Annotated in this window: 26 protein-coding genes; 15 read left to right on the top strand and 11 right to left on the bottom strand. The window is 69.4% G+C overall.

Annotation, left to right across the window (positions count from 1 at the left end):
* Window positions 1–431: 431 nt before the first annotated feature.
* Window positions 432–1,196: a crotonase/enoyl-CoA hydratase family protein gene (locus D0D37_RS38080; RefSeq protein ID WP_116205432.1), complete on the bottom strand. Its 765-nt coding sequence runs from the start codon at window positions 1,194–1,196 to the stop codon at window positions 432–434.
* A 104-nt stretch (window positions 1,197–1,300) separates the two neighbouring features.
* Here D0D37_RS38080 and D0D37_RS38075 point away from each other — a divergent pair, with 104 nt between their 5' ends.
* Window positions 1,301–1,855: an HD domain-containing protein gene (locus D0D37_RS38075; protein ID WP_116205431.1), complete on the top strand. Its 555-nt coding sequence runs from the start codon at window positions 1,301–1,303 to the stop codon at window positions 1,853–1,855.
* An 85-nt stretch (window positions 1,856–1,940) separates the two neighbouring features.
* Window positions 1,941–2,375: a L,D-transpeptidase gene (locus D0D37_RS38070; RefSeq protein WP_116205430.1), complete on the top strand. Its 435-nt coding sequence runs from the start codon at window positions 1,941–1,943 to the stop codon at window positions 2,373–2,375.
* Here D0D37_RS38070 and D0D37_RS38065 read toward each other — a convergent pair whose 3' ends face one another.
* Both D0D37_RS38065 and D0D37_RS38060 read right to left on the bottom strand, forming a co-directional pair.
* On the bottom strand, window positions 2,376–3,533 hold the full coding sequence (locus D0D37_RS38065) for an NAD(P)/FAD-dependent oxidoreductase (RefSeq protein WP_116205429.1): 1,158 nt from the start codon (window positions 3,531–3,533) through the stop codon (window positions 2,376–2,378).
* Window positions 3,530–3,847, bottom strand: coding sequence for a bifunctional 3-phenylpropionate/cinnamic acid dioxygenase ferredoxin subunit (locus tag D0D37_RS38060; protein WP_116205428.1), 318 nt, complete (start codon window positions 3,845–3,847; stop codon window positions 3,530–3,532). Before D0D37_RS38060 ends, D0D37_RS38065 begins: the two co-directional genes overlap by 4 nt.
* Before the next feature lie 280 nt (window positions 3,848–4,127).
* Between D0D37_RS38060 and D0D37_RS38055 the strand changes: the two genes are divergently transcribed.
* The gene (locus D0D37_RS38055; RefSeq protein ID WP_116205427.1) at window positions 4,128–5,249 is read left to right on the top strand and encodes an aromatic ring-hydroxylating oxygenase subunit alpha; all 1,122 of its coding nucleotides are present in this window, start codon (window positions 4,128–4,130) and stop codon (window positions 5,247–5,249) included.
* 66 nt (window positions 5,250–5,315) lie between these two features.
* Here the strand turns inward: D0D37_RS38055 and D0D37_RS38050 are convergent, their stop codons facing one another.
* On the bottom strand, window positions 5,316–5,978 hold the full coding sequence (locus D0D37_RS38050; protein WP_208720363.1) for a GntR family transcriptional regulator: 663 nt from the start codon (window positions 5,976–5,978) through the stop codon (window positions 5,316–5,318).
* A gap of 71 nt (window positions 5,979–6,049) precedes the next feature.
* Between D0D37_RS38050 and D0D37_RS38045 the strand changes: the two genes are divergently transcribed.
* The 8 genes from D0D37_RS38045 (at window position 6,050) to D0D37_RS38010 (ending at window position 15,860) form a co-directional block, all read left to right on the top strand.
* Window positions 6,050–7,294, top strand: a complete 1,245-nt coding sequence (locus tag D0D37_RS38045; protein WP_116205426.1) for a sarcosine oxidase subunit beta family protein — start codon at window positions 6,050–6,052, stop codon at window positions 7,292–7,294.
* An 8-nt stretch (window positions 7,295–7,302) separates the two neighbouring features.
* Window positions 7,303–7,581, top strand: a complete 279-nt coding sequence (locus D0D37_RS38040; RefSeq protein WP_116205425.1) for a sarcosine oxidase subunit delta — start codon at window positions 7,303–7,305, stop codon at window positions 7,579–7,581.
* Window positions 7,578–10,367, top strand: a complete 2,790-nt coding sequence (locus tag D0D37_RS38035) for a 2Fe-2S iron-sulfur cluster-binding protein (protein ID WP_116205424.1) — start codon at window positions 7,578–7,580, stop codon at window positions 10,365–10,367. The genes D0D37_RS38040 and D0D37_RS38035 overlap by 4 nt, the downstream gene beginning before the upstream one ends.
* Entirely contained in the window at window positions 10,357–10,908 is a 552-nt protein-coding gene (locus D0D37_RS38030; protein WP_116205423.1) for a sarcosine oxidase subunit gamma, read from the top strand. The genes D0D37_RS38035 and D0D37_RS38030 overlap by 11 nt, the downstream gene beginning before the upstream one ends.
* Window positions 10,905–11,750, top strand: coding sequence for a formyltetrahydrofolate deformylase (gene purU / locus D0D37_RS38025; protein WP_116205422.1), 846 nt, complete (start codon window positions 10,905–10,907; stop codon window positions 11,748–11,750). Before D0D37_RS38030 ends, purU begins: the two co-directional genes overlap by 4 nt.
* A 19-nt stretch (window positions 11,751–11,769) precedes the next feature.
* The gene (locus D0D37_RS38020; protein ID WP_116205421.1) at window positions 11,770–14,193 is read left to right on the top strand and encodes a GcvT family protein; all 2,424 of its coding nucleotides are present in this window, start codon (window positions 11,770–11,772) and stop codon (window positions 14,191–14,193) included.
* A 17-nt stretch (window positions 14,194–14,210) separates the two neighbouring features.
* Window positions 14,211–14,693: a hypothetical protein gene (locus D0D37_RS38015; protein WP_116205420.1), complete on the top strand. Its 483-nt coding sequence runs from the start codon at window positions 14,211–14,213 to the stop codon at window positions 14,691–14,693.
* Window positions 14,694–15,071: 378 nt separating this feature from the next.
* Window positions 15,072–15,860 carry an aldo/keto reductase gene (locus D0D37_RS38010; protein ID WP_116205419.1) on the top strand — a complete coding sequence of 263 codons (789 nt, stop codon included), beginning with the start codon at window positions 15,072–15,074 and terminating at the stop codon, window positions 15,858–15,860.
* 273 nt (window positions 15,861–16,133) lie between these two features.
* Here D0D37_RS38010 and D0D37_RS38005 read toward each other — a convergent pair whose 3' ends face one another.
* The 6 genes from D0D37_RS38005 to D0D37_RS37980 form a co-directional block, all read right to left on the bottom strand.
* Window positions 16,134–16,820, bottom strand: coding sequence for a substrate-binding domain-containing protein (locus D0D37_RS38005; RefSeq protein WP_116205418.1), 687 nt, complete (start codon window positions 16,818–16,820; stop codon window positions 16,134–16,136).
* Window positions 16,821–16,909: 89 nt separating this feature from the next.
* Window positions 16,910–17,845: a 3-methyladenine DNA glycosylase gene (locus D0D37_RS38000; protein WP_208720361.1), complete on the bottom strand. Its 936-nt coding sequence runs from the start codon at window positions 17,843–17,845 to the stop codon at window positions 16,910–16,912.
* A gap of 82 nt (window positions 17,846–17,927) precedes the next feature.
* Window positions 17,928–18,971 carry a hemolysin family protein gene (locus tag D0D37_RS37995; RefSeq protein ID WP_116205416.1) on the bottom strand — a complete coding sequence of 348 codons (1,044 nt, stop codon included), beginning with the start codon at window positions 18,969–18,971 and terminating at the stop codon, window positions 17,928–17,930.
* Window positions 18,968–20,290 carry a hemolysin family protein gene (locus D0D37_RS37990; protein WP_425267003.1) on the bottom strand — a complete coding sequence of 441 codons (1,323 nt, stop codon included), beginning with the start codon at window positions 20,288–20,290 and terminating at the stop codon, window positions 18,968–18,970. Before D0D37_RS37990 ends, D0D37_RS37995 begins: the two co-directional genes overlap by 4 nt.
* A gap of 327 nt (window positions 20,291–20,617) precedes the next feature.
* A complete protein-coding gene (locus tag D0D37_RS37985) occupies window positions 20,618–21,184 on the bottom strand; it encodes a TIGR03086 family metal-binding protein (RefSeq protein WP_116205414.1) in 567 nt (188 codons plus the stop codon).
* A gap of 40 nt (window positions 21,185–21,224) precedes the next feature.
* Window positions 21,225–21,812 (bottom strand): TetR/AcrR family transcriptional regulator, encoded by a 588-nt coding sequence (locus D0D37_RS37980; protein WP_037814298.1) that lies wholly within the window; start codon window positions 21,810–21,812, stop codon window positions 21,225–21,227.
* Between the two features lie 184 nt (window positions 21,813–21,996).
* Here D0D37_RS37980 and D0D37_RS37975 point away from each other — a divergent pair, with 184 nt between their 5' ends.
* The 4 genes from D0D37_RS37975 to pip are packed head-to-tail and all read left to right on the top strand — an operon-like array spanning window position 21,997 to window position 24,861.
* On the top strand, window positions 21,997–22,329 hold the full coding sequence (locus D0D37_RS37975) for a hypothetical protein (protein ID WP_116205413.1): 333 nt from the start codon (window positions 21,997–21,999) through the stop codon (window positions 22,327–22,329).
* Between the two features lie 34 nt (window positions 22,330–22,363).
* Window positions 22,364–23,149, top strand: a complete 786-nt coding sequence (locus D0D37_RS37970) for a WXG100 family type VII secretion target (protein WP_162834678.1) — start codon at window positions 22,364–22,366, stop codon at window positions 23,147–23,149.
* Between the two features lie 24 nt (window positions 23,150–23,173).
* Entirely contained in the window at window positions 23,174–23,902 is a 729-nt protein-coding gene (locus tag D0D37_RS37965; RefSeq protein ID WP_116205433.1) for an ESX secretion-associated protein EspG, read from the top strand.
* Window positions 23,903–23,913: 11 nt separating this feature from the next.
* Complete coding sequence (pip, locus tag D0D37_RS37960) at window positions 23,914–24,861, top strand: prolyl aminopeptidase (RefSeq protein WP_116205411.1); 948 nt, start codon at window positions 23,914–23,916, stop codon at window positions 24,859–24,861.
* 253 nt (window positions 24,862–25,114) lie between these two features.
* On the opposite strand, the gene D0D37_RS37955 is transcribed toward pip, so the two are convergent.
* The coding region (locus tag D0D37_RS37955) for a Rossmann-fold NAD(P)-binding domain-containing protein (RefSeq protein WP_482746754.1) at window positions 25,115–25,731 on the bottom strand (617 nt) is incomplete at its 5' end.

Genomic DNA, 25,731 nt, shown 5'->3' with positions numbered 1-25,731 from the left:
GGCAGGAGGGTGGTCGGCGTCCGCCGGCGGAGATCCTGCCGGCGACGGGTCGGGGGGCGGGGTTGTGTTGTGGAGGCGGGCGGTGCGAACGGCCAACCGGTCGTGCGAGCGCGCGTCGGCGCCCGGCCTCGTATCTGTATCGATGCCGCGGGCCTGGGCGCTACGTGCGTTTAGTGAATTTTTCGTTCACTCGACCGGCGGAGTGCCGAATGTGGCCGCGATAATAAACGGTCGTCGCAGGTAATGGTGACCGGTGCGGAAAAAACCGAAAGGGATTCGCGTGCGGTTTCACTCGGACGGCCTAGTCCGAAAGAATTGGCCGGCGGGGCCGAAAAGACGGAATTGGGCGGGCTATCCGGTCTGTCCGCATGCGGTCCGCGCCTGCCTGGACTCGGGTATATGCCCTGACGTGCAACGGTAATCGAATGGGACTAGTTTTCGAAGGACCCGTGCCTGCCCGCTCCTCCGGCGAATCGGGCGGCTCCCGCAAGGGTGTCCGAGCGCAGGGACTGAATCCCGTGCCGGAATTCGTTTTCCCATGCGGATTCCTCGGTCAAGGACTCGTTTTCCAGCAGTGCCGCCCGGTCTTCCCGCAGGCAGATTTGCGGAAACGCGGCGAGTTCCCGCGCCAATGCGACAGCGGCGGGCAATGCCTGCCCGGAAGGCACGACGCGATTCGCCAATCCCATTCGGTGCGCTTCTTCCGCGTCGACCGGACGTCCGGTGAGCACCAGATCGAGCGCGTGGCTCCGCCCGATCAGCCGCGGCAGCCGGACGGTGCCGCCGTCGATGAGCGGGACGCCCCAGCGGCGGCAGAACACGCCGAACACCGCCGTTTCCTCCACGATGCGGAGGTCGGCCCAGATCGCCAGCTCCAGTCCGCCCGCGACGGCGTGTCCGGACACCGCCGCGAGCACCGGCTTCCGCAACCGCAGGCGCGTCGGCCCCATCGGACCGTCGCCGTCCGGCTCGGTCCGGTTCCCGCGGCCTTCGCTCACCGCCTTGAGGTCCGCGCCCGCGCAAAAGGTCCCGCCGACGCCGTACAGCACCGCGACGGATGCGGCTGAGGCGTCGAATTCCCGGAAGGCGTCGGCCAGTGCCTCGGCGGTGGCGCGGTCGACGGCGTTGCGGCGCTCCGGCCGGTTGATGCCGATGGTGGTGACCGGGCCGTCGTGCTCGACCAGCACAGTGCTCACGCGGGGCCTCCTGCGGAAGAAGCGGTTGTCCCGGCAGCATGCCACGGCCCGTAGGCTCCGGCACTGGGGTCGGCAGAGGACCGGCACGGGAAGGGAACTGCGACATGGACGCCGAGAGCCTGGCCGCGTTCGGGTTCGAGCTGGGAGTGCTCAAGCGGGTCCGCCGCGCGGGCTGGTGGCAGGCAGGAGTCCGGGACCCGGAGTCGGTGGCCGAGCACAGCCTCCGGGCGGCGCACCTGGCCGCTCTGCTCGCCGCCGAGGAAGGCGCGGTTCCCGAGCGCGCGGCGTATCTCGCGCTGTGGCACGACACGCAGGAGACCCGCACCGGCGACCTGCCGCACACTGCCGCGCCCTACTTGACGAAGCCGGAGCCCCGGGCGATCACGGCGGACCAGACTGCGGGCTTGCCGCGTGCGTCGGCGGAAACCGTGCGGACGGCGGTAGACGAGTACGAAACGCGCGAGTCGCCCGAAGCCCGGTGCGCGAAAGACGCCGACAAACTCGAAATGCTTTTCCAGGCCCTCGAATACCGGGCGACCGGAGTCTCCACAGTGGACGAATGGCTCGCATCGGCGCAGGCCGGGCTCTTCACCGGAACCGCCCGGCGCGTCGCCGAGGCCGCGCTGGCGACGACGCCGCTGGCCTGGCGGACTCGTTAGAGACCACCCATATGGGCGCACTTTTGGTTTAGGACTGTCCTCTCTGGGAAAGCTCCAAAGTACGACCATCTCGGGGAGGCACAGGATGAACCGGAAACTCACGGCAGTACTGGCCAGTATCGCGGCGATGGCGGCAACGATCGGATTCACGGCGACCGCGGAGGCGGCGGGACCGCCGTGCGGCGCTCAGGCGAAGGCGTGCTTGAAGCTGTCGGCGAACACCGCCTGGCTGATGGACAACGGCAAGGTCACCCGCGGCGGCGTGCCCGTCACCGTCGGCAAGCCCGCGTATCCGACTCCGGTGGGCACGTTCCGCGTGCAGTACAAGGATCTTCACCATTACAGCAAGCAGTTCCATGGCCCGATGCCGTACTCGGTCTTCTTCACCAACACCGGGGTGGCGTTTCACCAGGGCAGCCTGAAGGTCCAGTCGCACGGCTGCGTCCACCTGTCCCACGCCGACGCGGCGGCGTTCTTCACCACGCTGCAGCCCGGCGACGTGGTCCAGGTCGTGCGGTAATCACCCGACGGGAATCGGCCGCCGCAGCGCTTGCCGGCGCAGGCGGCCGAACCCCCTCGGGTTGTTGAACCCGAACACGGCGACGGTCTGCCCGTCGCGGTGATAGGTGGCGAGGAACGACTCGTCGTCCGGACCGCCGTCGGCGAAGCGCAACTCGTCGCCGGGGGAGGGATGCCCGGCCAGCTGGAGCGTCCCCGCGTATTGATCGGACCAGACGTAACCGCTCGGCTCGTATTCCCGGACCACCTGCCCGGCCAGCAGGTTGGCGACCGCGACGGAAGCCTGCTCGGTGGCGTTCGTCCAGTGCTCGTGCCGGGTGCCCGCCGGTCCGCAGGCCGCGACGTCGCCCGCGGCGACCACGTTCGGCAGCGACGTGACCAGGCCGGTGTCGGTGCGGACGCCGTTGCCGATCGCCAGCCCGGAGCCGTCGAGCCATTCGATCGCCGGGACCATGCCGATTCCGGCGACGACCACGTCAGCAGGCAGATTCTCGCCGGTCTCCAGCTGTACGCCGGTGACTCGGCCGGAAAGCGTGGAAAGCCCGGCCACCGAGGTGCCGCAGCGGAGAGTGACGCCGTTCCGCCCGTGCAGGCGCGCGCAGATCGAGCCGAGTTCCGGCCCCAGCACGCGCGCCATCGGCGTCGGCAATGCCTCCAGAACGGTGACTTCCAAGCCCAAGCTATTGCACGTCGATGCCACCTCGGCCCCGATGAACCCGCCCCCGACGATCACCACTCGTGCGCCGGGGACCAGCTCCTCACGGAGGGCGAGAGCGTCGTCCAAGGTGCGCAGAACATGAACTCCGGCAACGGCTTCCGTCCCAGGCAAGGCGCGGGCCCGGCCACCGGTCGCGAGGATGACGCCGTCCGCTTCGAGTTCTCCGTCGGAGAGGACGAGGCGCCCGGTGGCGGGGTCGAGCCGTTCCGCGCGAGTGCCGAGCCGGACGTCCAGCGAAGCGAGATCGTCCGCGTCGAGCAGGTCGAGCGACTCACGCGAGGCGGCCCCGGCCAGGAAGGCCTTCGACAGCGGCGGCCGGTCGTAGGGGAGATGCGGCTCTTCGCCGATGAGCACCACGCGACCGTCGAACCCCTGTGCGCGCAGCTCCTGCGCGGCGCGGGCACCGGCGAGCGAAGCGCCGACGATCGCGACCGTCTTCACGCAGCGTCCTCGGCGGCGTCGGCGAGCACGTAGATCACGCCCCCGTCGACCTGCACCTGGTACGTGCGCACCGGATGCTTGGCGGGCAGGCAGGACGGCAGGCCGGTGCGCAGGTCGAAGAGCGCCGCGTGCAGCGGGCACTCCACGAAGCAGCCTTCGAGCCAGCCGTCGGCCAGCGACGCGTCCTGGTGGGTGCAGGTGTCCCCGATCGCGTACAGCTCGCCGTCGGCGTTGAAGACGGCGATGGGCTCCGGCCCCGCGATCCGGACGGACTCGCCCGGGGGCAGCTCGTCCACAGTGCACGCGCGCAGCATTGATTCCTCCGAAGCTGGGGATTGTTGCGTATTGAGGAACACTCGACGTGATACGCAACAGAGTCTGAGCGCGCCGGAGGGGTGCCGTCAAGAGGTTCCGGGGTGGAGTTTTTCGGAGCATGGTTCCGGATGAAAGCCCTGGTCGAAGGCGGTTCCGGCGAACGGGTGCGGCACCGGGAAGGGTGCTTGACAGCGCCCCCGCCGGGCCTCATCTTGTTCCGTAGAGGGCAACCAGACGCGTAATACGCAACTACGATCGTGTTCGAGAGGAGCCCTGCCGGTGACCGCCATCGACCTCCCGCAGAGCCTGCTGCCGACTCTGCCCGGGCCGCACTACACCGACCCGGCGATCTTCGCCCGGGAGCAGGAGCGGATCTTCGAAGCGGGGTGGTTCTGCGCGGTGCGCAGCGCCGACCTGCCGTCGCCCGGCTCGTTCGAGACCGTGCAGGTCGGCCGCGAAAGCGTGCTGATCACGCGCGGTCGAGACGGGGCTTTGCGCGCGTTCCTGAACGTGTGCCGCCATCGCGGCGCGCGCCTGTGCACCGACGAGAAGGGTTCGGTGAAGCGCGCTTTCCAGTGCATGTACCACGCCTGGACCTACGGCCTCGACGGAAAGCTCGTCGCCGCACCGAATCTGACCGGGATGCCTGACATCGACCGCGTCGAGTACGGACTGACGAAGGTGCATCTGCGCGAATGGCTCGGCTACGCCTGGGTTTGCCTCGCCGAGGACGCACCGTCCTTTGCGGACACTGTGCAGGCCGACGTGAGCGAACGACTAGGCGGGCCAGGCGAAATCGAGGCGTACGGCATCGAGAATCTGTCGCTGGGGCGGCGCATCGAGTACGACGTGCGCGCGAACTGGAAGCAGATCATCGAGAACTTCATGGAGTGCTACCACTGCGCGACCATCCATCCGGAGCTCACCGAGGTGCTCCCGGAGTTCGCGGATGGCTACGCGGCGCAGTATTTCGTCGGACACGGCGCGGAATTCGGCTCGGACGTCACCGGGTTCACGGTGGACGGCGGCGACGGCCTGCAACAGCTGCCCGGGGTCGGCGAACACCAGGACCGCCGGTACTACGCGATCACGATCCGGCCGCAGGTGTTCGTGAACCTGGTGCCGGACCACGTGATCGTGCACCGGATGTTCCCGCTGGCGCCGGACCGCACCCTGGTCCGCTGCGACTGGCTGTACCTGCCGGAGGTGGTCGAGTCGGGCGCGGACCTGGACCGGTCGGTGGAGCTGTTCCACCGGGTGAACCAGCAGGATTTCGAGGCGTGCGAACGGTGTCAGCAGGCGATGGGCTCACGCGCGTACGCCCGAGGCGGCGTGCTGGTGCCGAGCGAACACCACATCGGCGAGTTCCATGACTGGGTGCGGGCGCGGACCGGGGGCTAGGCGTTGCGCCGGGTCGTCGTGCGTGTTTATGCCGGTTCTAACCGGCATAAACACGCACGACCCCGCTCAGATCAACGCCCGGATCGCCTCCTCGAACCCGGTCACGTGCTCCAGCGTCAGCGCCGACGCCTTGTCCGCGTCCCCCTCGACGATCGCCGTCAGCAGCGGCGAATGCTCGTCCACGTGCCCGGCCATCCCGCGCAGCCGGGGGAGGAACACGCACCAGATCCGGGTGGCGAGGTTGTCGTAATGAATCAGCGTGTCCTCGAAGAACGGATTGTGCACGCAGTGGTAGATCGCGCGGTGAAGCTCGAGATCGGTGCGCAGGAGGTCGGCGTTTTCCTTCGGCGTGGCCGAATCCAGTTGCTCGCGCAGTTCCGCCAGGCGCGCCCGGTCCGCGTCGGTCGCCCGCGTCGCGGCGGACGCGGCGGCCGTCGGTTCGAGGGTGCGCCGGACCTCGGAGATGTGCGCGAGGTCGGAGATGTTGACGTCCGTGGCGAACGTGCCGCGGCGCGGGTACGCGACCACCAGGCGTTCGGTTTCGAGGCGCTTCAACGCTTCGCGGATCGGCGTGCGGCCCATGTCGAGCGCGGTGCCCGCCCATTCCTCGTTGATCGGGTCGCCCGGCTTGATGTCGAGCATGACGAGGCGGTCGCGCAGGAACTCGTAGGCGCGTTCGGCCAGCGACGGGGCGGCGGCCGGGATGACGTGGTTGACCGGGGTGCTCACCCGCCCTACTCTACAGCGAAGATTGATATATCAGTAGTCGACCAGTTGTCCGACACGGGAGGCCAGCCGGAATGACCACGACGGACCAGCCCCGTCCCCCGGGCGCGGACCTGCCGGACCACCCGGATTTCCTGTGGCGGGACCCGGAACCGCGGCGCGCCTACGACGTCGTAGTGGTGGGCGGCGGCGGGCACGGCCTCGCGACCGCCTACTACCTCGCCAAGGTGCACGGCATCACGAACGTGGCGGTGCTGGAGAAGGGCTGGCTCGCCGGCGGGAACATGGCCCGCAACACGACGATCATCCGGTCCAACTACCTGTGGGACGAAAGCTCCGGCATCTACGAGCACTCCCTGAAACTGTGGGAGGGCCTCGAAGAAGACCTCGGCTACCCGATCCTGTTCAGCCAGCGCGGCGTGCTCAACCTCGCGCACAGCCTGCAGGACGTCCGCGACAGCGTGCGCCGGGTGAACGCCAACCGGCTCAACGGGATCGACGCGGAATGGGTCGACGCGGACGGGGTCAAGGAACTCTGCCCGATCGTGAACACCTCGCCGGACGTGCGCTACCCGGTGCTCGGCGCGACCTACCAGCCGCGCGCCGGAATCGCCAAACACGATTACGTGGCTTGGGGTTTCGCCCGCGCGGCAGCGGAGCTGGGCGTCGACCTGATCCAGAACTGCGAGGTCACCGGCATCGAGACGCGCGACGGCAAGGTCGTCGGACTCGACACGAGCCGGGGCCGGATCGCCGCCGGGAAGGTCGCGTTGTGCGCGGCCGGGCACAGTTCGGTGCTGGCGAAGATGGCCGGGATCGACCTGCCGCTGGTGTCGCATCCGCTGCAGGCGCTCGTGTCGGAACTGCTCGAACCGGTGCACCCGACGGTGGTGATGTCGAACGCCGTGCACGTCTACGTTTCCCAGGCGCACAAGGGAGAACTCGTGATGGGCGCGGGCATCGACTCCTACGCCGGCTACGGGCAGCGCGGCGCGTTCCACATCATCGAGGACCAGATGGCCGCCGCGCTGGAGCTGTTCCCGGTGTTCGCGCGGGCGCACCTGCTCCGGACCTGGGCGGGCATCGTCGACGTGACGCCGGACGCGTCGCCGATCGTCGGGCTAACCCCGGTGGAGAACCTCTATCTCAACTGCGGCTGGGGGACCGGCGGGTTCAAGGCCACGCCGGGTGTCGGCGACTGCTTCGCGCACACCGTCGCGAAGGGCAAGCCGCATCCCTACGCCGAACCCTTCACCCTCGACCGGTTCACCACCGGCGCGCTCGTCGACGAGCACGGCGCCGCCGCCGTCGCGCATTAGGAGCCACTGTGCAGCTGATTCCCTGCCCCTGGTGCGGTCCCCGCGAGGAGACCGAATTCCACTACGGCGGCCAAGCCCACGTCGCGTACCCGCGGGAGCCGGCGGCGCTGTCCGACGAGGAGTGGGCGAAGTACGTCTTCTTCCGCGCCAACCCGAGCGGCCCGCTCGCCGAACGCTGGACGCACAGCGCGGGCTGCCGCCGCTGGTTCAACGCCGTCCGCGACACCCGCACCCACGAACTCGCGGCGGTCTACCGCCTCGACGAACCCCGGCCGGTGACTCCATGACCTTCCGCCTCCCCAGCGGCGGCCACGTCGACCGCGACACCCTGCTCCAGTTCACCTTCGACGGCCGCGTCCTCAGTGGACACCCGGGCGACACGCTCGCCTCCGCGTTGCTCGCCAACGGCGTCCACCAGGTCGCCCGGAGCATCAAGCTCGGCCGTCCGCGCGGCATCATGGCGGCAGGCGTCGAAGAGCCGAACGCGGTGGTGCAGCTGGAAAAGCCGTTCCCCGAGCCGATGCAGACCGCCACCACCGTCGAGCTGTTCGACGGCCTGGTCGCGCGCAGCCTGTCCGGACAAGGCCGGTTGGCGACCGAACCGGACCCGGCACGGTACGACGCGAAGCACCTGCACTGCGACGTGCTGGTGATCGGCGCGGGACCGGCCGGTCTGGTCGCCGCCCGCACGGCAGCGCGAGCCGGAGCCCGGGTCGTGCTGGTGGACGACCAGCCCGAACCCGGCGGTTCACTGCTCGGCTCGAACGAATACCTCGACCTCAAGCCCGCCGCCGAATGGGCCCGTGCGATTGCCGACGAACTCCGCGCGACCCCGGACGTGCACATGCTCGACCGGACCACCGCGTTCGGCGCCTACGACGACGGTTTCGTTTTGGCCGTGCAACACCGGACGTCCGGCGCGGCCCGGCAGCGGGTGTGGCGGATCCGCGCGCAGCAGACCGTCCTCGCGACCGGCGCGCACGAACGCCCGATCGTGTTCCCGGACAACGACCGCCCCGGCATCCTCCTCGCGAGCGCCGCACGGACTTACCTGCACCGGTACGGTGTCCTCCCCGGCCGCCGCGCGGTGGTGTTCACCATGGACGATTCCGCCTACGCCACGGCGATCGACCTCGCCGACGCTGGGGTTGAAGTCCCGCTGGTGGTCGACGTTCGCCCTGCCGCACCAGAAAACTGGGCCGCCGCGTGCGCGGAACGGGGGATCGAGGTCCGCGCCGGGGCCGCGGTCAGCGGCACGGAAGGAACCGAGCGCATCACCGGCGTGCGCGTCGCAGGGGAACTGATCCCGTGCGACTCGCTGCTGGTCTCGGGCGGCTGGACCCCCGCAGTCCACCTGTTCAGCCAGCAACGCGGTGCCCTGCGCTATGAACCCGCCCTCGGCGCGTACCTCCCGGACGGCGACCTCCCGACTGCTCGAGTGGCAGGCAGCGCGAACGGCACCTTCGACTTCGCCGGTTGCGTGCGGGAAGGTCGAGCGGCGGCTCAGAAAGCCCTGGCTGGAGCCGGAATCGAGGCACCCGCACAAATCCCGCTCCCGGTCTCTGACGCACCGCCGCGCGAGCTGGCACCCGCCGTCGAGTGGCAGATCCCCGGCACTGAGCCCGAAGTGGACACCCGCTTCGTGGACCTGCAGCGCGACGCGACCGTCTCCGACGTGCTCCGCGCGACCGGCGCGGGCCTCACCTCGCTGGAGCACGTCAAGCGCTACACGACCATCGGCACCGCGCACGACCAGGGCAAAACCTCCGGCATGCTCGCGGCCGGGATCACCGCCGAAGCCCTCGGCGTCGACCTCGCGGACCGCCGCCCGACCACCTACCGCCCGCCGTACACGCCCGTCGCCTTCGCCGCGTTGGCCGGTCGGAACCGCGGCGAGCTGCACGACCCGGTCCGCGTCACCGCACTGCACTCCTGGCACGTCGAGCACGGCGCGGAGTTCGAGAACGTCGGCCAATGGAAACGGCCCTGGTACTACCCGCAGCCGGGGGAGGATCTCCACGCGGCGGTACGGCGGGAGTGCCTTGCCGCTCGCACCGACGTGGCCATGATGGACGGCTCCACGCTCGGCAAGATCGACGTCCAAGGCCCGGACGCCGCCGAGTTCCTGGACATGCTCTACACGAACCTGATGAGCACGCTCAAGGTCGGCCGGATCCGCTACGGCGTGATGTGCGGCGTCGACGGCATGGTGATCGACGACGGCACCGTCATCCGCGTGGCCGAGGACCGCTTCCTCGTCACCACGACCACCGGCAACGCCGCGATGGTGCTGGACTGGATGGAGGAGTGGCTGCAGACCGAGTGGCCGCACCTGCGCGTGTTCGCCACGTCGGTCACCGAACACTGGGCCACCGTCGCGCTCGTCGGCCCGCGTTCGCGCGAGATCCTGGCCGGGCTCGCTCCGGAGCTGGACGTCAGCAACGCGGCCTTCGGTTTCATGGCCTGGCGCGATGCGGAGGTCGCCGGGATCGCCGCGCGGGTGTGCCGGATCAGCTTCTCCGGCGAGCTGGCATACGAGATCAACGTGCCCTCTTGGTACGGCCTGGCGCTCTGGGAAGCCTTGGCGGAGCTGGGAAGCACGCCGTACGGCACCGAAACCATGCACGTCCTGCGCGCGGAGAAGGGTTACCCGATCATCGGCCAGGACTCCGACGGCACGGTCACCCCGCAGGACCTCGGCATGAGCTGGGCGGTGTCCAAGAAGAAGATCGACTTCCTCGGCAAACGATCCTTCTCGCGGGCAGAAAACCTGAGCCCGGACCGGAAACAGTTCGTCGGCCTGCTGCCGGTCGATCCCACCGTGCTGCTGCCGGAGGGCGCGCAAATCATCGAGACCGCGCACGTCCCACGCCCGCCGGTGCGGATGCTCGGGCACGTCACCTCCAGCTACCCGAGCGCCGCGCTGAACCGCACCTTCGCGCTCGCGCTCGTTCGCTCCGGCCGGGAACGGATCGGCGAAACGCTGTACGTCCCGGTCGGCGACGAGGTGGTGCCGGTGACGGTCGCCGAATCCGTGCTCTACGACAAGGAGGGGACCCGTCGTGACGGCTAAGACCCTGTCTCCGCTCTCGGAGCACGCGGGCCTGCTCGCCAGCAACGCCCCAGCTTTGCTCGCCGAGGAACGCCCGTTTCTTTCGCAGCTCAACGTCCGCCTCCGTGAAGGCCACGACGCCGCAGCAGCAGTGCTCGGCACCGCGCTGCCGGACGCCTGCCGGTTCACCAGCGGTATCGGCGACGTCCTATGGCTCGGCCCGGACGAATACCTCGTGCTCGGTGCTCCCGAAGGCACCGAAACAGCGCTGCGCGAAGCGATCACCGTCGGCGCGGTCACCGAGGTGTCCGCGCAGCGCGCCACGGTGCAACTCGCCGGGCCAGCGGCCCGCGATGTCCTGGCGCACGGCTGCTCGATCGACCTCCATCCGAAGGCCACCCCGCCGGGCACCTGCGTTCAGACGTTGCTGGCCCGCACCGGAATCGTCCTGCTGGTGCGGGAAGCGGGGGAGTTCACCGCGCTCGTGCGCCAGTCTTTCGCCCCCTATTTCGCCGCCTGGCTCGCCGACGCGGCGCTGGAATACCGAGAGGAGGAGTCTTGACCCAGTTCACCTTGACCCTGCACTGCCCCGAGCGCTCCGGGATCGTGCACGCCGTGACGACGTTCCTCGTCGGCAACGGCTGCGACATCGTCGAACACCAGCAGTTCGACGACGACGTGCACGGGGAGCTGTTCCTGCGCACCGAATTCACCTGTGCCGGGCCGGCCACTGCGGACGATCTCACCCGCGAGTTCGACCTCGTCGCCCGCGATTACGCCATGCAGTACCGGTTTTCCGACCGCACCCCGGACCGGCTGCTGGTGATGGTGTCGAAGGCCGGGCACTGCCTCAACGACCTCCTCTTCCGCTGGCGGGCAGGCGCACTCGGCGCGGAAATCGCGCTGGTGGCGTCGAACCACGAGGACCTGCGGCCGATGGCCGAAGCCGCCGGACTGCCGTTCGTGCACATTCCGGTGACTCCGGCGACCAAGCCGGAGGCCGAGCAGCGGCTGCTGGACCTGGTGCGGGAGCACGACATCGACCTCGTCGTGCTGGCCCGCTACATGCAGGTCCTCTCGGACGAGCTGTGCCAGAAACTGCAGGGCCGCGCGATCAACATCCACCACTCGTTCTTGCCCGGCTTCAAGGGCGCGAAACCGTACGCGCAGGCCTACGACCGGGGCGTCAAGTACGTCGGCGCGACCGCGCACTACGTGACCCCCGAACTCGACGAAGGCCCGATCATCGAGCAAGAAGTGCAGCGGGTCGACCACTCGCACTCGCCGCGCGCACTCGCGACCGTCGGCCGCGACGCCGAAGCCCTCGCCCTTTCCCGCGCGGTGCGCTGGCACTGCGAGCGGCGCGTCCTCCTCAACGGCACCCGGACCGTCGTCTTCCGCTGACCTATCCCAGGGAGTTCTCATGACCCGTGTCGTGATCATCGGCGCCGGAATCGTGGGCGCGAACCTCGCCGACGAGCTGACCCTGCGCGGCTGGACCGACGTCACCGTGCTCGACCAGGGGCCGCTGCCGCTGACCGGCGGTTCGACGTCGCACGCGCCGGGGCTGGTGTTCCAGACCAACCCGTCGAAGGCGATGACCGAATTCGCCGGCTACACCGTCCGCAAGCTGCTGGACCTCGGCTGTTTCGAGCAGGTCGGCGGCATGGAGGTGGCCAGCACCGCGGTGCGCTGGGAAGACCTGAAACGCAAGCACGGCTGGGCGACGTCGTGGGGCGTCGAGGCGCGGCTGATCGACCCGGACGAATGCGTCCGCCGCTGGCCGATGCTCGACCAGGACCAGATCTTCGGCGCGCTGTACGTCCCGACCGACGGGCTCGCCGTCGCCTCGCGCGCGGTGGACGAGCTGATCAAACGGGCTTCCTCGCGTGGCGCCCGGTTCGTCGGCTCGACTCGGGTCATCGGCATCCAGCAGGCACACGGCCACGTCACCGGCGTCGAAACTGCCGACGACGTGGTCCCGGCCGACATCGTGGTGTCCTGCGCCGGATTCTGGGGCTGCGAGATCGGCGAGATGGTCGGCATGACCGTCCCGCTGCTGCCGCTGGCCCACCAGTACGCGAAAACCGGCCAGCTCGCCGAACTGGCCGGAGCCGACCCGGTGCGCCCGGCGCTGCCGATCCTGCGCCACCAGGACCAGGACCTCTACTTCCGCCAGCACGGCGACCGGCTCGGCATCGGCTCGTACGCGCACCGCCCGATGCCGGTGGACAAATTCGCCGAACCCGGTGAGATCTCCGCGTCCGCGATGCCGTCGATGCTCCCGTTCACCGAGGAGGATTTCGCGCCGTCGTGGGAGGAAAGCAAGCTCCTGCTGCCCGCGCTCGGCCAGACCAAAGCGGAGGAGGGCTTCAACGGCATCTTCTCCTTCACCCCGGACGGCGGCTCGCTGGTCGGCGAATCCTCTGACGTCCGCGGATTCTGGATCGCCGAGGCCATCTGGGTCACGCATTCCGCGGGCATCGCGAAGGCGGTCGCGGAGTCGATTGTGGACGGTCGCTCCGAGACCGACCTGCACGAGCTGGACGTGCACCGGTTCGAGGAAATCCAGCTGGCCCCGGAATACATCCGCGAAACCGCGCAGCAGAACTTCGTCGAGATCTACGACGTCCTGCACCCGTTGCAACCCCGGCTCTCGCCGCGCGACCTGCGGGTGAGCCCGTTCCACGCCCGGCAGCGAGAGCTGGGCGCGGTGTTCCTGGAGGCGGGCGGCTGGGAACGGCCGCACTGGTTCGAGGCCAACGCGTCGCTGCTGAAAGACCTGCCGCACGACTTCCTCCCGCCCGCACGCGACGCCTGGGCCGGGCAGTTCCACTCGCCGATCGTGGCGGCCGAGGCCTGGCACACCCGAAACCGCGTTGCGATGTACGACATGACGCCGCTCAAGCGCGTCGAGGTCAGCGGGCCGGGGTCGCTGGAATTCCTGCAAGGGCTCACGACGAACCAGCTGGCGAAATCGGTCGGCTCGGTGACGTACACGCTGATGCTCGACGACGCGGGCGGAGTCCGCAGCGACATCACCGTGGCACGGCTGGAACCGGAGCTATTCCAGGTCGGCATCAACGGAAACATCGATGTCGCGTACCTGCGCAGCCGCGCCCCGGAGGGCGTCCGGGTCGAGGACACCACCGGCGGCACCTGCTGCATCGGCGTGTGGGGCCCGCTCGCCCGCGACCTCGTGCAACCGCTGTCCGCGGAAGACCTCTCGCACACCGGGCTCAAGTACTTCCGGGGCCGCCGCGCGCGGATCGCCGGGGTGCCGGTGACCATCCTGCGACTGTCCTATGTGGGCGAACTCGGCTGGGAGATCTACACCTCCGCGGACAACGGCCAGCGCCTGTGGGACGCGCTGTGGCGCGCTGGGCAAGGGTTAGGCGTCATCGCGGCCGGACGCGGCGCGTTCAACAGCCTCCGGCTGGAGAAGGGCTACCGGCTGTGGGGCACCGACATGACCACAGAGCACGACCCGTACGAGGCCGGAGTCGGGTTCGCCGTGCGACCGGCGAAGGGCGAGTTCGCGGGCCGGGCAGCCATCGACGGCCGCAGCGAAGAAACCTCGGCGCGGCGGTTGCGCTGCCTCACCGTGGACGACGGCCGGACTGTCGTGCTGGGCAAGGAACCGGTGTTCGTGGACGGCGCCCCGGCGGGTTACGTCACGAGCGCGGCCTACGGCTACACCATCGGCCGTCCCATCGCCTACGCCTGGCTGCCGGGCTCGGTGCAGGTCGGCGACGCAGTGGAGATCGAGTACTTCGGCCAGCGAGTCCCCGCGACAGTGGCCGCGGAACCGCTGGTCGACCCCGGGATGGAGCGCATCCGGCGCTGAGTGGGAGGAGACCCGCCATGCGGGACCAGATCGTGAGCGACTTCCTGAAAACCCTCGCCCGGCCCGCGATCCCGGCTCCGGCCGGGGCGACCGTCGCGGCCCTCGCCCTCGCGCAAGCGGCGGCACTGCTGAGCCGGGCAGCCGGCGGCGACGCCGAAGCAGACCACCTCACCCGGCATGCGTTGCGGCTGGCCGAGATCGACGCCCACGCCGTCACCCACGACGTCCCCGACCGAGCCCAGCCCGCCGCGGATGTGGTTGCCGTGGCGGGGGAGGTAGTCCGAGTGGCGGAACGGTTGCTGTCCACTGTGGACCCCGCAGCCTTGGTGGACGTGTCCGCCGCGGCGGAAATGGCGCGTTCGTCCGCGACGACAGCGCGAGTCGCGGTCGAGTCCCGGCATGGCGCTCTGCTCGCCGAGGAGCCGGACGAGGTCGCCGAACGAGCAGCCCGGGTCACGGAGGCGGTGCGGGTCCGTGAAGGACTCCTTGAGGGAATCTGATTCCCAATGCCAGGGACTTAAGCTGTGTGACCACGGCCTGCTGACCGTCCATAAAGGACATCAGTAACGCCTAAAACGCCCGATTGATGCCCGCATGACTGTTTTCTCAGGTCCGTGAGGGGAACCCTGAGGGACTCTGAGTCCCTCAGGGTTCCCCTCACGGACAGCACATGGCGCACCAGCCTCGTCCCCCGCACGCGACCGGGACAAACACACCTCAAGCCGCACCCGCGGCGCCGCCTTAAGTCCCTGGCATTGGAATCTGATTCCCCCAAGGGGCCCTTCACGGACGTCGGGCGGCGGGGGGCGAAGGCGGCGGCGGCCAGGGAATGGCAAGATCTGCGGTGTTCCCCAGGACACCGCAGTGAGGATCGCCGCATGGCTGTGCCGCCCCTGCTCACGCTGAACAACTCCGTCACCGTCCCGCAGCTCGGACTCGGCATGTACCAGGTCCGGCCCGACCAGGTCGCGAAGGTCGTCGCGACCGCGTTCGAAGCCGGATACCGCAGCATCGACACCGCCGCGATGTACGGCAACGAGGCCGAGGTCGGTGCCGCCGTGCGGGAGTCCGGGCTGGCGCGCGAGGACATCTTCGTCACCACGAAGGTTTGGAACACCGACCACGGCTACGACAACACCCTGCGCGCGTTCGACCGCAGCGCCGAAGCGCTCGGCGTCGGCCCGGTCGACCTGTACCTGATCCATTGGCCGAAACCGGAACTGGACCGCTACGTCGAGACCTGGCGCGCACTGGAACTGCTGCTCACCGAGGGCCGGGTCCGGGCGATCGGCGTGTCGAACTTCGGCGTCGACCACCTGCGGCGGCTGCTCGACGAGACCGACGTCGTGCCGGTCGTCAACCAGGTCGAACTGCACCCGTGGCAGCAACAGGCCCCGCTGCGCGCCTTCCACGCCGAACACGGCATCGCGACCGAGGCGTGGAGCCCGCTGGCCCGCGGCAGGCATCTGAACGACCGGGTGATCACGTCGCTGGCCGCGAAGTACGGAAAGACGCCCGCTCAGCTCGTGCTGCGCTGGCATCTGCAGCTGGGCATCATCGCGATCCCGAAATCCGCGACGCCATCGCGAATCCGGGAGAACGCGGCGGTGTTCGACTTCGAACTCGCCGAGGACGACCTGCTGGCCCTGGCCGAACTCGACTCGTGAGTGGCGGTGCCGGTGAGAACCGGCGCCAGCGCTCACGACCCCAGCGGCACCGCACCCAGGCCAGCGCAGGAGGGCAGGGCGGCAGGCGGCTGGGAAGGCGTCGTGAGTGTTCATGCCGGTTAGAACCGGCACGAACACTCACGAGGTGGTCGAGGAAGCACGCTTCCCCACCGCCGCGAAGCCGTCTGGCCAGGGCGCGGTCATGCGGCGTATCCCGGATACGCGACACCGCCCCAGCCCAACGCGGACTGAGGCGGTGTCGAGAACGAGAGATCAGGAAGCGCGAATGCCCGCCGCGGCGAAGTCGGCCAGCTGCGCCGGTTCCTTGAGGAACGCCCGGAAGCTCTGCGTCCCGCGCTGCTGGACCTCGTCGATCGACGTCCCGGACAGGCCGACGAACGGGTAGTCCGCGGGCGGTCCGGAACCGATCGGCATCGCGGGCGAGCCGATGACGTCCGGCTTCGCCTTCGACAGCTGCGAGACCCAGTACGACGATTCGGGGATCCAGCCGTCCGGCAGGCCGCCGATCGCGTCGAGGGAGGACTTGCCGGTGAGCGCGTTGAGCACGTCGGACGCGGGCTTGCTGTCCACCGCGACGTGCACGCAGCTGCCGTGCACCTGCGTCAGGTCCTGGTTCCAGCGCGCCGCCGCGGTCCCGACCGGCTTGGCGATCTGCGGGGTGACCACGATCCGGATGTCGGTGCGGCCGCCGTTGCAGCTGGCGGCCTGCGCCTCGGCGCGGTTGTTGAGCACGCTGTCGGCCCAGTTCCATCCGACGACGCCGAGCGTCGCCAGCACCACGAGCCCGAGAGCCACGAGAGGCCACTTCGCGATCCGCCTGCGGGGAGCCTTCTTGGCGACGATCCGGTGCGATCCGGTCGTCTCGCTGCGGCCGACGGGCCGCTTCGGCGGATCGAGGGGGTGCGGCACCGGCTCCTCGGGCAGGTTGTGACGCCCCATCGTTGTCCTTTCGTGATGTGCACAACACGCTCTGTCATGCAACCAAACCGTTATCACTCTATCAGGCCAGCGACCTGCGGTGAATATTGTTACGCAGAGTTGTCGGCTCGGTAGTCGGGTGACTCCGGCGCCGTTTCCGGCGGCTTCGCCGGGTCGGAGAGGAGAGCGCGGCAGAGGCCGATCAGGCGGGCCCGCAGCGGCGCGGCCCGCTCGGCGAATCCGGCCTGGGCGCGGGCGTAGGAGGCGCGCCCTTCGGCGGTCTCGATCGGCACCGGCCGGTAGCCGTAGTCCGCTAGATCGTACGGGCTGGCCCGCATGTCCAGTTCACGGACGTCCGCGGCGAGCGCGAAACAGTCGCCGACCAGCTCGGCGGGCACGAACGGATCGAGCTTGTAAGCCCACTTGAAAAGATCCATGTTCGCGTGCAGGCAGCCCGGCTGCTCCAGCGCGACCTGCGACTCCCGCGTCGGCGCGAGCGTGTTGCGCGGCCGCGCGGGGTCGGTGAAGAACCGGAACGCGTCGTAGTGCCCGCACCGGATGTCCATCGATTCCACGACCTCGTCGGTCCCGGCCGACCCGAGCCGCAGCGGGACCTGCGCGTGCCGCACCGAGTCCGCTGGCTCGCGGTAGACCATGGCCCATTCGTGGAGCCCGAAGCAGCTCAGCCGCGGCGACCGGGACGCCGTCGCCGACAGCAGCTTCAGCACGAACTCGGCGGTGCGCGCCCGGCGTCCGGTGAAGGCCGCTGGGTCGAGCAGCACTCCGGCGTCGGTCTCGACGTAGGCCGGACGGTCGAGGAACTTCCGCGCGGACGCGCCCGCGAGCACCACGCCCGGACCCGGCTGCCAGCGTTCGAGATGCCCCGGCCGGTGCGAGTAATAGGTGAACAGGAAGTCCAGCACGGGATGTTTCTCGTCCCGCGCCCGTCGTTCCTGGTGCGGCCCGGTCCACGCGCGCATCCGCTCGGCGTGCGCTCGCTCCCTCGCCTGCCAGTCCGCCTCGGCGAGCACGACCAGCGCGCTCATGCCGCCGCCTCCTTGTCGAGTTTCACGCTGGCTGTCCGGGAGGCGGCGGCATGAGTGCCGATGATTCGCTTGCAAGCTGCGCTCATGCCGCCACGTGGGTGCCGTCGCGAACGGTCCCCACGTATTCCTCGACGAGGTCCTCCAGCGCCACCACGCCGACCGCCGCGCCGGAAGCGTCGAGCGCCCGCGCGAGGTGGCTGCCTTCCTTGCGCATGGCCGAAAGCGCGACGTCGAGCCGCGCGTCCGAGCGCAATTCGGTCAGCGGCCGCGTCTTGTCGTCCGGTACCACCGTGCCGGGGTCTTGGCCGACGAGATCCAGAACGTCCTTCACGTGGATGTAGCCGGTGAGCGAACCGTCCTCTGTGCACACCGGGAACCGCGAGAACCCGGTGGTGGACACCGCTCGCTCGACGTCGCCGAGCGTCGGTCCGCAGGGGAGCGTCGTCAGTTCCGAGGTGGGCACGAGCACGTCGGCGACGGTCTTGGCGACCGACGACAGCGTCTGCGAAAGCCGCTGGTGCTCGGACTGCTCGAGCAGCCCCTCCTGGCGCGATTCACTGAGCAGCTCGGCGAGTTCGTCGGAGCTGTACGCGGTCTCCAGCTCGTCCTTCGGCTCCACCTTCATCAGGCGCAGCAACGAGTTCGCGACGAAGTTGAGGAACGCGATGATCGGGTTCGCCACCTTCACCCACGCCACGTGCACCGGCACGAGCCACAGCGCCAGCCGCTCCGGCTCGGCGATCGCGAGGTTCTTCGGGACCATCTCGCCGATCAGCACGTGCAGCATCGTGATGAACGCCAGCGCGATGGCGAACGAGATCGGGTGCAGGAGCTGATCGGGCAGGCCGAGCAGGTCGAAGAATCCGGACAGCCGGTGCGCGACCGCGGGCTCGCCCAAGCGGCCGAGCAGCAGCGAGCAGATGGTGATCCCGAGCTGCGCCCCGGCGAGCATCTGGGACACGTGCTTGCTCGCGTTGATGACGATCTGCGCGCGCGTCTTTCCCTGCTCCAGCAACGCTTCCAGTCGGTCGCGGCGCGACGAGATCAGGGTGAATTCCGCGCCCACGAAGAACGCGTTGGCCAGCAGCAGAACCACGACCAGTGCGATGTTCAGCCAGTCGCTCACGCGGTCACCTCGTGTTCGGCCGGGCGCACCTGGACCTCGGCGACGCGGTGCCGGTCCATGCTGGTGACCGCGAGCCGCCAGCCGTCGACCTCGACGGCGTCGCCCTCGGCCGGGATGGCCCCGAGGCGCTCCAGGATCAGGCCGGCGATGGTTTCGTAGTCGCCCTCGGGCATCCGGAAGCCGGTGATTTCGCGGACCTCGTCCGCGCGCAGCTGCCCGGACACGAGCCAGCGGTCGGCGCCGAGCTGCTGCGCGGCCGGGGCCTCGCGGTCGTCGTGTTCGTCGCGGACGTCGCCGATGATCTCCTCGACCACGTCCTCCAGCGTGACCAGCCCGGCGGTGCCGCCGTACTCGTCCACCACGATCGCGAGCTGGTAGCGCGAATCGCGCAGCCGGTTCAGCAGATCGTCGCCGGGCAGCGATTCCGGCACCGTCGGCACCGGGCGCATCGCCGAACGGATCCGCGTGGTGGCCCGGTCCGCGGCGGGGACGGCGAACGCCTGTTTGACGTGCACTGCGCCCTGGACGTCGTCGAGATCCTCGGTGTAGACCGGGAACCGCGAGAATCCGGTGCGCCGGGAGATGTCGATGAGGTCGTCGATCGTGTCGTCCACGGTGAGCGATTCGACCTGCACGCGCGGCGTCATCAGCTCGTCCGCGGTGCGGTCGCCGAAGCGCAGCGAACGGTCCAGCAGCTCCGCGGTGGACGTGTCGAGCTTCCCGCTTTCCGCGCTGGAGCGGACGATCGAGCCCAGCTCCTGCGGCGAACGCGCGGAACGGAGCTCCTCCTGCGGTTCGATGCCGAACTTGCGGACGACGAAGTTGGCGCTGTTGTTCATCAGCGTGATGAGCCAGCGGAACAGCGCGGAGAACCGGGCGTGGTAGCCGGAAACCGCGCGCGCGGTCGGCAGCGGCCGGGCGATCGCGATGTTCTTCGGCACCATCTCGCCGAGGATCATCGACAGGAACGTGGCCAGCACCAGCGCGACCGCCACCGCGGCCCAGGACGCCGCCGAAGCGGGCAGCCCCATGGCGTCGAGCAGCGGGCGGACCAGGTCGCCGATGAGCGGCTCGGCGAGGAAACCGGTGATCAGCGTGGTGAGCGTGATCGCGACCTGCGCGCCGGACAGCTGGAAGCTCAGCGTGCGGTGCGCCTTCTGGACGGTGCGCGAACGCTTGTCACCGACCTGGCGGACGTCCGCGTCGACGGTGCTGCGCTCGAGCGCGGTCAGCGAGAACTCGGCGGCCACGGCGAGGCCGGTGCCGATCGTGAGAAGAAGGAAGAGCAGCACGCCGAGCACGGAAAGCAGGACGTGGATCACAGCGCACCGTCCGGGACGGCGGAACGGACGGCGGGCGGGAAGCCGGGTCGGGCGGGACCCGGCCCGGTACTGTCACCGGGCGATGGCGCAGCGCGCACGGATGGAAGTCACTCCTCGGTATAAGTGGTTTGTAGTGCGACGATGCCGACAATCGTACCGGGTCCGGACAGCCGCGCCCCGGCAGGACGCGAACCCGGCGCCGGATTTTTCCTCTCGCCGAGGCGCGGGCAGCGGCTCAGCCAGCGGCGACGCGGCGCCCGGCTTGGCAAGTGAGTCGCGGACAACACCGCCGCACCAGGCACCGGCTCTGTCCACTGTGGCGGTTCAGCGCGGCCGTCGGCCCAGCAAGGCGACGAGCCGGTCGGGAGCCGCGGCGGTGCGGCCCGCCGCGACCGGCGGGTCGAACAGCCCGAGCCCCTGCCAGTCGTCGATCATCGGGCGGAGCACGTCGAGCAGCCGTCCGGCGAGGCGGCCCGGCACCGGATTCGGCCGGCCCAGCGCGGTGGCGAGATCCCAGCCGTGCACGGCGAGGTCGAGCGTCATCTGCCAGCCGTACTCCTCGGCGGACACCAGCCCGAACGAGACGTGCACGGTGCGGCGCAGCGCACCGGGGGAGAGCCACGCTTCGCGCGCGGCGGCCGAAGCTTTCTCCCAGACTGCGAGCGGGTCGTCGCCGAGCACGTCGCCCTCGTAGCGGGTGCCGACCTCGTCGAGCGTCGCCCCGGCCAGCAGATGCGGTACCCAGAGTTGTTCGACCGCCAGATGATTCACCAGATCGCGTACCGACCAGTCGGTGCACGGCGTGCCGCGGGACCAGTCGCCGGAGCCGGCGGCGTGCACGGCTGCGTCGAACACGTCCAGTGCGCTGCCGTGGGCGGCGAGGAGATCCACGGGGCACATTGAACACGAACCGGGCCGATCGCGCGGGCAGTCAGCTGCGCGCGCCCGGCCGGTGCCGCCGCACGGTCTCCTCGACCAGGTCCAGCACCGGACCGAGATCGTCGCCCGGAAGCCCCATCGCGAGGTGCGACACAAGCCCCTCCAGCACGAGTTCCAGGAACGCGGTCAGCACGCTGACGTCGACGTCGTCGCGCAGGTTGCCCGCCTTGCGCTGCCATTCGAGGCGGTCGCGGGTGGCCTCGGTCAGCTGCTGCGAGCGTTCCGCCCACCGGCCGCGGAACTCCGGGTCGGTGCGCAGCCGCCGGGAGACCTCCAGCCGGGTGCCGAGCCAGTCCGCCGGATGCTCGCTGTTCCCGGCCAGCAGGTCGCGCATGACCTGGACCAGGCCCTGTTCGGCGACGACGTCGGCCATCCGCACCGCGTCGTCCTCGGCGAGGGCGAGGAAGAGCGATTCTTTGTCGCGGAAGTGGTGGAAGATGGCCCCGCGCGACAAACCGGTGGCTTCTTCGAGGCGGCGTACTGTGGCACCCTCGTAGCCGTAGCGTGCGAAACACACGCGCGAGCCGTCGAGGATCTGGCGCCGGCGTGCGTCGAGGTGATCCTGGCTGACCCGTGGCATCCTGAAATCCTGACATCGAGGACCGGGTTCTCGCAATCCGTACGTACGTACTGTGACGAGACGGCGGAACGGATGCGCGCCGTCACACTGGCGGGTTCTCGGCTGACACGACCGGGCCGGTTGACTACGCTGTGCACATCACGACTGGCATCTCACGACGTGAGCACCGGGAAAGGGAGCGGCCTTGGTCATCGGCGAGTCGGGCCGTGCGCGCGGCGGTTTCGCCATGGACGCGGCGGAGCTGACCGCCGTCATCCGCCTGTGGGAGGACCAGCTCGGCAAGATCGCCGCCGACGGCCGCGCGATCGACGAGATCCTGGCCGTCTTCGCCGCCCCCGGTTCCGACCCGGCGAGCGCGGAGTATGCCGCCGCCGGCGCCGATTCGCTGCGCACGCTGCGCGACCAGAACGAGGCGCTGCGCCGGTACGCCGCCGGATACCTCGACAAGCTGCGCACCGCGCGGGACCGGACGGCCGAGGCGGACCAGGCCGGCGCCGATCTCGGCCGCGGCCGGTAAGCGGACGACCCCGGCTGCGCACGAAGGGAACCAGGTGGACGGCAAGCAGATCTTCGACAACTTCCGCGGCGGCGACACGTCCGGTTTGCGTGCCGCTGCGGCGAAGGTCCAGGAGCTTTCGGCGGCTTACCTGGAGCGTGCGCAGAGCGTGAAAGACCTGCAGGAGCGGATGGTGCGCTCGTGGACCGGCGACTCCGCGGACGCGGCGAAGGCGGGCGCGGGACCGGTCGAGGCGGGGTTCCGGGAGTCCGCCGACCCGCTCGACCTCACCAGCGCGTCGATGGACACCCAGGCCAGCAGCTTCGAAAGCTCCCGGCACGCGGTCGTCGACGTGCCGCCTCGCCCGGAGCGGCCGCAGCCGTGGGCGGGACCGCTGCAGGCAGTGCTCCCCGCGTCCGCCGCGCCAGTGTCCTTTCAGGACGGCATCGACCGGTTCCACGGCGCGAACGAAAACAACGTCCGCGTGATGGAGCAGTACCACGGCGTCACCGCGAACACGAAACGCGTGCTGCCCCGGCAATACGGCCCGATCGTCCCGGACAGCACCGCCGTTCACCGGACCACTTCGGACCGAACAGCCACGCAAGCCGCCGCGAGCAATGACCGGAACGGCCCCGGGGCCGCGGTGCTGCCGACTCCAGTGGGCGAACCGTCGCAGCGCGGCTCAGGCGCGGCGGTCGGCGGTGCTCCCGTCGCGCAGGGCGGCCCCGGCGACAGCTTGCACTGGCGACCGGATTACCTCCTCGAGTCTGATCCCGAAGGCGCGTTCGGCGTGGACGGTTCGGCGACCCTGCCGGTTCTCGGCGACGAGGAGGAGTAGCCGGTGGCCGATCCGGCGGGACGAGTGGATGTCCCGGTCGAAGCGCTCGCGGCGCTGGCCGAACGCGAGCAGGTGGGCCGGCTGCACGTGACGCTGCGGCCGGATCCGGCGTGGCTGTCGGAAACCGAGCGCGACGAAGCGGCCAAGCGGGTGGACGACGCGCTCGCGCTGGCCGGACTGGTCGACTCGCGCGGCCGGGCCACTGTGGACTTCCTCGACTGGCTGCCGCTGCTCGTGCGCCCGGTAATCGAGTACTACGGCTGGGTCGCGACCGGCGATCGAACCTACGGGGTGCTCGCCGCGGCGAGCGGATTGCAGGCGGTGCTCGCAGTGTCGGACGGCGAACACGTCGGCGTCCAGGAGATCGACCGCGAACGCGTGCTGGAAACGCTCGTCGAGCAGCTGCCCGCGGTCGGCCCGGGCGGCGGGTATGTGCGCAGCGTGCGCGTCGCGGACCTGACCGAAGCCGCGCGCCGCGGCGAGGGCGCTTTTCCGTTGGACCCGGTGTTGTCGGACGTGCTAACTCTGGTGCAGCGTCCGGTGCACGGAAGCGGAGAGCTGTACGCGGGACGGCGCGACGACGTCGGCCGGTACGTCCGGTTGGAAGAACCATTGCACTACGCGGACACGGACTGGGGCCGGTACCTGAGCTACACCGTCGGGGCCGGACCGGACGCGGAAATCCGGATCGGGCCGGCCGGCCCGGCCGAACTGTGCGGTGCGCTGCGGGCTCTGGAGCGCACCCTGAACTGAGGGGACGCTCCTTGCGCTATCCGGAAATCGAACCGTACGACAGCGGCCTGCTGGACGTCGGCGACGGCCACCAAGTGTACTGGGAAACCTGCGGCAACCCCGACGGCAAACCCGTCGCCGTCCTCCACGGCGGCCCGGGAACCGGCTGCAGCGAAGGAATGCGCCAGTTCTTCGACCCGGCGCGCTACCGAATAGTCCTGCTAGACCAACGCGGCAGCGGGCGCAGCATCCCGCACGCAGGCGACACCGTCGACGCACTGAAGGCGAACACCACCAGCCACCTGATCGCGGATCTGGAGCTGCTGCGAGAAAAACTGGGAATCGAACGCTGGCAACTCTTCGGCGGCTCGTGGGGCTGCGTACTAGGCCTGGCCTACGCGGAACGCCATCCCGACCGAATGACGGAAATCGTCATGATGGGCCTGGCCACCGACCGCCAGATCGAAATCGACCTGCTGACCGGCGGCCTGGCCGGAATGTTCCCGGAGGCTTACGCCCGCTTCCGCGAAGGCGTACCGGAAAACGAACGAGACGGCGACCTGGCAGCGGCCTACTACCGCCTCCTGGCCGACCCGGACCCGGCAGTCCACGAGCCCGCCGCACAAGGCTGGAGCGATTGGGAAGCCGCAATGCTCCCCGGCGTCCCACCCTCCCCGAAATTCGAAGACCCCCGCTTCAAACTGGCCTTCACCCGCCTGGTGACCCACTACTTCTCGCAAGGCTGCTTTCTGGAAGACGGCGGAATCCTCCGCAACGCAAGCAACCTAGCCGGAATCCCGGTAGTGCTGGTGCAAGGCATCCTGGACCTGAGCAGCCTGGTAGGCACCCCCTGGCTGCTGGAACGCGCGATCCCGGATGCAGAACTGATCCTGGTAGGCGGCGCAGGCCACACCACCGCACTCCCAGGCATGGAAAACGCCCTGATCGCAGCCACAGACAAATTCGCCACGAGTCCGTGAGGGGAACCCTGAGGGACTCAGAGTCCCTCAGGGTTCCCCTCACGTCCCCAAACCGCACCAACGCACCCAGCGATCGAGGCACCCACACCACCCCCGCACCCCGATACGAAGCCTTCTCTGCGGTCTGAGGGTGGTTGTCAAGGCATCTTTCCCGCCTTGACAACCACCCTCAGACCGTCAGCACAATCAGCTTCGGGGTGCCCCACGCACCCAACGTGCGCAATGTCGCCGCCAGGCGACGAGCCGCAGCCAGTCAGGGAATCATCAACGCAGGCGCCCCCACCGAACCAAGCGATTCCGCGGCACGAGCCTCCCGAACCATCTCAGCCTGCCGCAAAGCGGTAACCCGAGGCGGAACCCGATCCAAATGCCACTCCGCCAGCACCAACGCCACCTTGGCCTGCATCTCAGTCCGCAGCCGCAGGAACGAATCAGCCGGATCCGCCCCGACCTCGCCAAGCAGCAACCACCAAGCCCAAGCAGCAGCCCCGGCATTGGCAATGAAGTCCGGAATCACCGCCACCCCACGCGCAGACAACGCCGCCTCAGCCTCCGGGGTCGTAGCCGCGTTAGCCGCCTCGACCACCACCTTCGCCTTGACGAGATTCTCGTTATCCACCCGCAACGCATAAGAAATAGCCGCAGGCACAAAAATATCCGCCTCAGCCGATACCACGGCCTCCCGAGGCAACGACTGCACCCCCTCAGGCAGCCGCCCCCGGTCAACCTCCCCGAACCGGTCCCGCAACTCAAGCAACGCAGGCACGTCCAACCCCTCCGGGTCGTACAACGTCCCAGCAGCATCCGCGACAGCGACGACCTTCATCCCCGCCTCATGCAGATACCAAGCCGCGCCGCCCCCCATGGTCC

The organism is Amycolatopsis circi (genome assembly GCF_003385235.1).
Taxonomy (GTDB): Bacteria; Actinomycetota; Actinomycetes; order Mycobacteriales; family Pseudonocardiaceae; genus Amycolatopsis; species Amycolatopsis circi.
The sequence above is the reverse complement of the archived record's forward strand: the minus strand, read 5'-3'. Positions and strand labels throughout refer to the sequence as shown.

Excerpts from the sequence above, each read along its gene's own strand:
- D0D37_RS38035 (WP_116205424.1), top strand. The coding sequence starts at position 7,578 with ATGACCTTCCGCCTCCCCAGCGGCGGCCACGTCGACCGCGACACCCTG.
- D0D37_RS38045 (WP_116205426.1), top strand. The coding sequence starts at position 6,050 with ATGACCACGACGGACCAGCCCCGTCCCCCGGGCGCGGACCTGCCGGAC.
- D0D37_RS38060 (WP_116205428.1), bottom strand. The coding sequence starts at position 3,847 with ATGCTGCGCGCGTGCACTGTGGACGAGCTGCCCCCGGGCGAGTCCGTC.
- D0D37_RS38010 (WP_116205419.1), top strand. The coding sequence starts at position 15,072 with ATGGCTGTGCCGCCCCTGCTCACGCTGAACAACTCCGTCACCGTCCCG.
- D0D37_RS38070 (WP_116205430.1), top strand. The coding sequence starts at position 1,941 with ATGAACCGGAAACTCACGGCAGTACTGGCCAGTATCGCGGCGATGGCG.
- D0D37_RS38000 (WP_208720361.1), bottom strand. The coding sequence starts at position 17,845 with ATGAGCGCGCTGGTCGTGCTCGCCGAGGCGGACTGGCAGGCGAGGGAG.
- D0D37_RS37980 (WP_037814298.1), bottom strand. The coding sequence starts at position 21,812 with ATGCCACGGGTCAGCCAGGATCACCTCGACGCACGCCGGCGCCAGATC.
- D0D37_RS38075 (WP_116205431.1), top strand. The coding sequence starts at position 1,301 with ATGGACGCCGAGAGCCTGGCCGCGTTCGGGTTCGAGCTGGGAGTGCTC.
- D0D37_RS38005 (WP_116205418.1), bottom strand. The coding sequence starts at position 16,820 with ATGGGGCGTCACAACCTGCCCGAGGAGCCGGTGCCGCACCCCCTCGAT.
- D0D37_RS38015 (WP_116205420.1), top strand. The coding sequence starts at position 14,211 with ATGCGGGACCAGATCGTGAGCGACTTCCTGAAAACCCTCGCCCGGCCC.
- D0D37_RS38020 (WP_116205421.1), top strand. The coding sequence starts at position 11,770 with ATGACCCGTGTCGTGATCATCGGCGCCGGAATCGTGGGCGCGAACCTC.